Annotated in this window: 7 protein-coding genes; 4 read left to right on the plus strand and 3 right to left on the minus strand. The window is 53.0% G+C overall.

The annotated features are described in order from the left end of the window. Positions 1-358 precede the first annotated feature (358 nt). Together E1162_RS07125 and E1162_RS07130 are read right to left on the minus strand one after the other, a co-directional pair. Positions 359-736 (minus strand): VOC family protein, encoded by a 378-nt coding sequence (locus tag E1162_RS07125; protein ID WP_155128735.1) that lies wholly within the window; start codon positions 734-736, stop codon positions 359-361. A gap of 88 nt (positions 737-824) precedes the next feature. Then, positions 825-983, minus strand: coding sequence for a hypothetical protein (locus E1162_RS07130; RefSeq protein ID WP_155128737.1), 159 nt, complete (start codon positions 981-983; stop codon positions 825-827). 176 nt (positions 984-1,159) lie between these two features. Here E1162_RS07130 and E1162_RS07135 point away from each other — a divergent pair, with 176 nt between their 5' ends. Further along, a complete protein-coding gene (locus E1162_RS07135; RefSeq protein ID WP_155128739.1) occupies positions 1,160-3,316 on the plus strand; it encodes an anthranilate synthase in 2,157 nt (718 codons plus the stop codon). Between the two features lie 106 nt (positions 3,317-3,422). Here E1162_RS07135 and E1162_RS07140 read toward each other — a convergent pair whose 3' ends face one another. Continuing rightward, positions 3,423-4,205 (minus strand): FkbM family methyltransferase, encoded by a 783-nt coding sequence (locus E1162_RS07140; RefSeq protein WP_155128741.1) that lies wholly within the window; start codon positions 4,203-4,205, stop codon positions 3,423-3,425. Between the two features lie 352 nt (positions 4,206-4,557). Here E1162_RS07140 and yghU point away from each other — a divergent pair, with 352 nt between their 5' ends. The 3 genes from yghU to E1162_RS07155 all read left to right on the plus strand — a co-directional run bounded on the left by yghU (position 4,558) and on the right by E1162_RS07155 (position 6,665). Continuing rightward, positions 4,558-5,412 (plus strand): glutathione-dependent disulfide-bond oxidoreductase, encoded by an 855-nt coding sequence (yghU, locus tag E1162_RS07145; protein WP_155128743.1) that lies wholly within the window; start codon positions 4,558-4,560, stop codon positions 5,410-5,412. Between the two features lie 157 nt (positions 5,413-5,569). Continuing rightward, a complete protein-coding gene (locus E1162_RS07150) occupies positions 5,570-6,208 on the plus strand; it encodes a hypothetical protein (RefSeq protein ID WP_155128745.1) in 639 nt (212 codons plus the stop codon). Between the two features lie 145 nt (positions 6,209-6,353). Then, positions 6,354-6,665, plus strand: coding sequence for a potassium channel family protein (locus tag E1162_RS07155; protein ID WP_155128747.1), 312 nt, complete (start codon positions 6,354-6,356; stop codon positions 6,663-6,665). Positions 6,666-7,151: the final 486 nt, after the last annotated feature.

Here is a 7,151-nt window from a genome sequence, read left to right on the forward strand (position 1 = left end):
TAAAGGACCGTCGCTTCTAAAGCGTACTGCATTGATTAGTTCTAGATACCGGATCATCGCTACGCTTGTCCGGTATGACGGTGGGGCTTGCCGGTTCAGCTCTTAATCTTTGGCTATTACCAAGTCCTCGAAGTACCTGCACTGGTTCAATCCTCCCCGTCGTCATGCCGGACTTGATCCGGCATCCAGTCAATTCAGACTCTCCAGCTCACACTGGATCCCGCATCAAGTGCGGGATGACGGTAACGACGAGCAGTGCTTTCTGGATGTGTACCCAAGGCTGAAGGTTCATTTCCGACACCAGTCACAGAAGCCTAGAGCAAAAAGCGGTCATTGCCCTCCACCGTCCATCCTCCAGTTACTCCCCCAATCGCCAAGGAGGAAAGCGGCGGTCTGGTCCTGCATGGAAGAGACAGAGTTTATTGCCTGCTGGATCGGTGAAGCGCGCTTCTTTCCAGCGCCAATGTTCATCCGTCGGCGGTGTTTCGAACACGATACCACTCGCTGATAGTTCCTCGAACTTACGCTCAACATCATCAACCTCGAAATAGAGAACTGTGTTGCCAATGGCGGGCTCTTCCGCTTGGTGCAGTGAGAGCGTCGAAGAACCTGAAGGCATCTCGAACCGCGCATACCGTCCCTCACTCAACACAATGAGGCGCAAGCCGAGCTTCTTATAAAACTCCAGAGATTCGTTGAAATTCCTCGTTTCCAAGGTCACTTGGTTCAAATCCATTCCTCAAACTCCAAAATGCAATGACCAATGGAAGCAAGCTCTACAAGTTCAAGTTAAGTTTAAGTCAAGTCCGTCTTTGCGATATAATTCATGGCAATAGAGGGCATGGGACGGCTAGCCAGATCGGGGCAACCGGACCTGCTAGGCCAGCAACCGCAGCCCCGTAGGTGGCCAAAGGTGCAAGAGCGAGGGATACCATGAGGTTTCCCGTTGCACCGCACAGCGCTATGAGGTATGCAAAAGCCATGATTACTTGTTCTGCTCTTAACATGCTTTGGTGGTGGCGCGCGTCTACGCGGCCATGACAACGCATGTCTTGAGTTAAGACCCGTTGACCAACGAGCCGCCGCGTATTCCGTAGGCGGTTTTTTTGTATCCGGCCTGCAATCACACCGGTCGCCATCGTAAAGAATGGAGTTACCCATGCCGATCACGGCAGCCCGCAGTTACCAGAGTAAAGGTGGTCTCACCATCCGCCGTTCCAGCCGCCCCGCCGACTACGAAGCCGGTACATCCGAATGGATTGACCGTCTGGACCGTCAGCGCGGTGCTGTGCTTTCCTCTTCCTACGAATACCCGGGCCGCTACACGCGTTGGGACATGGCTCTGGTCAACCCGCCGCTGCTGCTGGAAAGCAACGACCGTAAGATCGTGATCCGTGCGCTGAACGAGCGCGGCAAGGTGCTTATGCCAGCCGTGACAGCAGCACTTAAAGGCCATGCTGATATTGACCAGTTCAATGCTGATGAAGAGCGTATTGACCTCACCATCAAGATGCCTGATCGTGCTTTCTCCGAGGAAGAACGCTCTCGTCAGCCGTCAGCCTTCTCGGTTGTGCGTGCGCTGGTAGATTTGTTCGCTTGTGATGACGATCAGCTTGGTCTTTACGGTGCGTTTGGCTACGACCTTACCTTCCAGTTTGAGCCGATTAACCTGAAGCTTCAGCGCCCTGATGACCAGCGCGACATGGTGCTGTTCTTGCCTGATGAAATCCTCATCGTTGACCACTACGGCCGTAAAGCGCACGTTCTGGAATACGAATTTGAGGTGGATGGCAAGAGCACAGAGGGACTTGCCCGCGATGGTGAGGAAGTGCCTTATGTCGCCGCGCAGGCTGATCCGGGCCGCGGTGACCATGTGCCGGGCGAATACGCCAAACTGGTGCATGAGGCGGTTGAATACTTCAAGCGTGGTGATCTGTTCGAGACAGTACCGGGGCAGACCTTCTACGAGAAGTGCGAAAACCCGCCGTCTGCTGTTTCTCGTCGTTTGGCGCAAATCAACCCGTCGCCTTACTCCTTCTTCATCAACCTTGGTAATGCCGAGTATCTCGTTGGCGCATCTCCTGAGATGTATGTACGTGTAACCGGTGGTCGCCGCGTTGAAACATGCCCGATTTCCGGCACCATTCGCCGTGGCAAGAACGCCATCGAGGATGAAGCGCAGATCCGCAAACTGCTGAACTCCGCCAAGGATGAAGCAGAGCTGACCATGTGCTCTGACGTTGATCGCAACGACAAGAGCCGCATTTGTGATCCGGCTTCTGTGCGTGTGATTGGTCGTCGCCAGATCGAGATGTATTCTCGTCTCATCCATACCGTAGATCACATCGAGGGTACGCTGCTTGAGGGTAAAGACGCGCTGGATGCCTTCCTCTCCCACACATGGGCTGTAACTGTAACTGGTGCTCCTAAGCGCTGGGCTATGCAGTTCATTGAGGATCATGAGAAGAGCCCGCGCGCATGGTATGGCGGTGCTATTGGCGCTGTTCTTTTCAACGGTGATATGAACACCGGCCTGACCCTTCGCACCGTTCGCATTAAAGACGGTGTGGCGCAAATCCGCGCTGGCGCAACACTGCTTTACGATAGCATTCCTGAGGATGAAGAAGCAGAAACCGAGCTGAAGGCCTCTGCAATGCGTGCAGCTGTGCGCGAAGCGGGCCTTGCACTTAAAACCGAAGAGAAAGTGGAAGCGAAGAAGCTAGGCAAGGGGAAGAAAATCCTGCTTGTCGACCATGAAGACAGCTTTGTGCATACGCTGGCCAACTACTTCCGTCAGACCGGAGCAGAGGTTGTCACCTACCGCTCACCAGTGGCTGAAGAGGTCTTTGATACCGTAAAGCCGGACTTGGTGGTTCTCTCCCCTGGTCCAGGTAACCCGAAAGACTTTGATTGCGCGGCAACCATTGAAAAGGCACGCAAACGCGGTCTACCGATCTTCGGCGTTTGCCTTGGTCTTCAGGCGATCACAGAAGCGCTGGGCGGTGAACTTGGCCAGCTCGATGTACCAATGCACGGTAAGCCGTCTTCAGTAACCTTTGAAGATGACTCCCTGCTGTTTGCAGGTCTTGCTTCTCCAGTGATCGTGGGCCGCTACCACTCGCTCTTTGCCAAAAAGGAATGCCTGCCAGCAGAGCTGCGCATTACATCCTTGACCGAGGACGGTGTGGTAATGGCAATCGAGCATACATCTGAAAGAATTGCGGCAGTGCAGTTCCACCCAGAATCCATCATGTCTCTGGATCAGGACGCAGGCCACAAGATCATCGAAAACGTGATCGAAAAGCTGATCGGTTAAACGAAACAATCTCTCCGGCAGGGCTTAACTTGCCGGAGAGCTTCTAGCCTTCACGGGTGTATGGTAGCGCCCGCCTGCCATAGCCTTAGGAACACAGCTATCTGCCTTATACAGCCTTGAACAGATAGTTGTTGCAGCCAAAGTCCTTAAAAAGCCTGTAGCCGCTATCTTGTAGGTGCTGTTTGACCATGGCGAACTCCCCCTCAAAGCTCTCGACAAAGAGCGCTGGCCGAAAGCGTTTGAGGGTGGTTGCAGCCCCTTTGAGCACAGCAAGCTCAAAACCCTCTACGTCGATCTTCATCAGATCAAGCCTCTCCAGACCAAGGTCCATATCATCCAGAGGGGTGATAATGAGATCGCCCTGTTGGTCAGAGCGAATTGCAGTGCCCCCGAGGTTGGAAGGGTCATAGGCGTAAATCGCACCACGTCCACCTTTGTCGCCCAAGGCAAAGGGATAGGCTTCGATAATCTCATCAAGCCCGTTTGCCTCTATATTGCCGATCAACGTTCCGTAGATGCCCGCCACTGGTTCAAATGCTATCACCCTTGCAGCCTTTGCCTGCGTTGCCCAGTAAAGGGAGTGGTTGCCGATGTTGGCTCCAATATCAATCACCGTTGAGCCTTCCGGTACCAGCGGGTCCATCGCCTCCAGCAGTTCGCGTTCATAGAAGTCACAGGTTCGAAACATCGTCCGCTGGATCAAATCGCGAGGAAGGTTCGGCAAAAAAACCTTAAGGCCAGACTTCAAGATCACACTGACGGGGTCATAATCGGTAGCATCTTGTAGCCTCAAGATCAGCTGCCTGTTTAGCGCAATTTCCGCCTCCAAATCCCTGACTAAAGCAGAACGTTTGGCAATGCTGTTACAAAGTCTGGCGATAGCTTTCATAGCGCCTTTCCCAAAAAGGTCCCATCGACTCTATGAAGCGACTATCCGCATTACGCGCAACCCGCAGATTCGCCAGATTATATTGCCCCATAGCCTTCTAAGTGGGGCCTTTGGGCAGGCAATCACGCCTTTGTCACTTATAATTCAATCCTCATAATCGGCGCGAAAACTGCGAGTTTCCGGTCGTTTTTCAAGTTTATGCGGATAGGGGATGATCCGGTTCGCAAGAGTTGCAGAATAAACCGCTTGAACCCAGTGCTATTAATCCTAAGTGAGAATGGAACAGAGGCGCCATTGCGCTTCCTTTGATGGACACACAAAGCCATTTGCGCATAGTGGAGACCGAACGACCATGAGTGAGACGACAGTGTACACCCCGCCAAAGGTTTGGACATGGGAGCAGCCGAGCGGCGGAACATTTGCCAGCATCAACCGTCCTATTTCCGGTGCAACCCATGAAAAAGATCTTCCTGTTGGTGAACATCCCTTGCAGCTTTATTCGCTGGCAACACCAAATGGCGTGAAAGTCACCATCATGCTGGAGGAGCTTCTGGCTCGCGGGCACAGAGGCGCGGAATACGATGCGTGGCTGATTAAAATCGGCGATGGAGATCAGTTCTCCAGTGGTTTTGTAGAGGTCAATCCCAACTCAAAAATCCCGGCTCTTATGGACCGTAGCGGCGAGAAGCCAGTTCGTGTTTTCGAGTCCGGCTCAATCCTGTTTTATCTGGCTGAAAAGTTTGGCGAGTTTCTTCCAAACACCCAACCAGCACGTACCGAGGTAATGAACTGGCTGTTCTGGCAGATGGGCTCCGCACCATATCTGGGCGGTGGTTTTGGGCACTTCTACGCCTATGCACCGGAAAAGTTCCAGTACCCGATTGACCGCTTCACTATGGAAGCAAAAAGGCAAATGCATGTGCTGGACACTGCTCTGGCCAATCGCGAGTTTATCGCCGGTGATGAGTACTCCATAGCCGATATTGCCATCTTCCCTTGGTACGGCGCACTTGCAAAAGGGCTGCTCTATGATGCAGCTGAATTCCTCTCGGTCGATGAATACAAAAATGTCCAGCGCTGGGCCGATACAATCGCCAAGCGCCCAGCGGTTATTCGCGGTCGCCGTGTGAACCGTACTTGGGGAGAGGAGACCCAGCAGGTTCCTGAGCGCCACAGCGCAGCCGATATTGATGCAGCTGGCGCGTAATCAAGCGACATTACAAAGAACAGAAAGGCGGGCTCATGGGCCCGCTTTTTTTGTTTCTGCCCGTATTGAAGATTGCAGATTTGAGCAAAAGCAACCTATGCTACATTTCGGGTTTAGTGCTGCTTTGTAGCTGCAGTTTTCTTGGGGGGAATGGTGAATGCGAAAGATAGGCAGCGTTACAGCGCTTGATGATTTAGGACGGGTCAGGCTTTCCAAGTCGTTTTTCATGCGCGAGTTTCTCTACAGCGAGGTTGCGAACTTTCACGGCATTCCTAACTATCCCGATGACCCTGACCTTGCCATCATGGTGGGTAAGCGGCTCTGCAAGGAGTTGCTCGAGCCACTTCAGGCGACCTTTGGCAAAATCATCGTGCGTTCTGCCTATCGTTCTTGCGAGGTCAACGGCTACTGTAACGCCCAGCAAAAGGCTGGCAAAAAGGGCTACACCTGCGCCTCAAACGAGGCAAATTTCGCAGGCCATATCTGGGATCGGCGAGATAAAGACGGGCATGCTGGTGCGACCGCATGCATTGTCATTCCTTGGTTTGCAGATCAAATGGAGGATGGGGCGGACTGGCGTTCTCTAGCGTGGTGGATCCACGATAACCTGCCGCATAGCGGGCTCTATTTCTTCCCGAAAATGGCTGCGTTCAACATCACATGGCATGAGCAGCCGGTACGGCGTATTGATAGCTATATTGCTCCAAAGGGGTGCCTGACCAAACCGGGCATGGAAAACAACACCGGAGACCATAGCCAGTGGTATGAGGGCTTTCCGTCTTTGAAAACTGCCTGATCCTTGTGTTTTTTGGCAAAGGGTCAAATTACTGCCACTTCATGCCTGCAAGTCTTCGCAACTGAAACTTGATGGCCTGCGTTCTCGGCTGGATATTGTAGCATCCGATTAGAAGCGAGGCTTAAAATCCAGACAGAGAGGCTGCATGGAGTATTCACTTACGTTTTTGAGTATCTTCTTCGCCGACCTCCTGTACCTTTCCCCCATACTGTTTTTGTTGATCATAGCGGTCTGTATCAACGGCATTGTTATTGGGCGTATTGAAGAATGGGGAACATTCGACTCCCTCTATCATGCGTTCATCAATGCAACGACCGTGGGCTATGGTGATTTTGCTCCAACGACATTGCTTAGCCGTGGGCTTGCGGTCCTCAATGTGTTTATCGGTCTGCTTTTAACCGGTGTATTCGTCGGCGCTGGCGTCCACGCGGTATCTGTCACCATGGGAGGGGTGTAGTGAGCGGACGGTCATGTAAATGCGCTTTGAAGGCCTTCCGCCCACCGCGGCAGTCATCCCGCACTTGATGCGGGATCTAGCTTGGGCTTGAGAGGGAGTGTCTGGATGCCGGATCAAGTCCGGCATGACGACGGTGGGAGCTGCAAATCCAAGCCTGTTCTCAAGGAGAGTTTCGCCGCCAAGGATGTTGTTCGAGCTGCTACGACAATCTCCAAACGTCACCCCGTGCTCGACACGGGATCTAGAAACTATCCAAGGGTGAGTTACTGGATGCCGGATCAGGTCCGGCATGACAATGGGGAGGTTTGAACCAACGCGGGCACTCCGAGGACTTGGTCGCAGCCAAAGATAAAGAGCTGAAACGGCATGCTTCACTTTCATACCGGACAAGCGTAGCGCCGATCCGGTATCCAGAAATGATCCATGCAAGGACACTTTAGAAGCGACGGTCCTTTGAGGACGTGCTGCTCGGGTCATCCCGCACTT

Origin of the sequence: Pseudovibrio flavus (assembly GCF_009711345.1) — a bacterium.
In the GTDB taxonomy this organism is placed as follows: Bacteria; Pseudomonadota; Alphaproteobacteria; order Rhizobiales; family Stappiaceae; genus Pseudovibrio; species Pseudovibrio flavus.

Excerpts from the sequence above, each read along its gene's own strand:
- E1162_RS07140 (WP_155128741.1), bottom strand. The coding sequence starts at position 4,205 with ATGAAAGCTATCGCCAGACTTTGTAACAGCATTGCCAAACGTTCTGCT.
- E1162_RS07130 (WP_155128737.1), bottom strand. The coding sequence starts at position 983 with ATGGCTTTTGCATACCTCATAGCGCTGTGCGGTGCAACGGGAAACCTC.
- yghU (WP_155128743.1), top strand. The coding sequence starts at position 4,558 with ATGAGTGAGACGACAGTGTACACCCCGCCAAAGGTTTGGACATGGGAG.
- E1162_RS07150 (WP_155128745.1), top strand. The coding sequence starts at position 5,570 with ATGCGAAAGATAGGCAGCGTTACAGCGCTTGATGATTTAGGACGGGTC.
- E1162_RS07125 (WP_155128735.1), bottom strand. The coding sequence starts at position 736 with ATGGATTTGAACCAAGTGACCTTGGAAACGAGGAATTTCAACGAATCT.
- E1162_RS07155 (WP_155128747.1), top strand. The coding sequence starts at position 6,354 with ATGGAGTATTCACTTACGTTTTTGAGTATCTTCTTCGCCGACCTCCTG.
- E1162_RS07135 (WP_155128739.1), top strand. The coding sequence starts at position 1,160 with ATGCCGATCACGGCAGCCCGCAGTTACCAGAGTAAAGGTGGTCTCACC.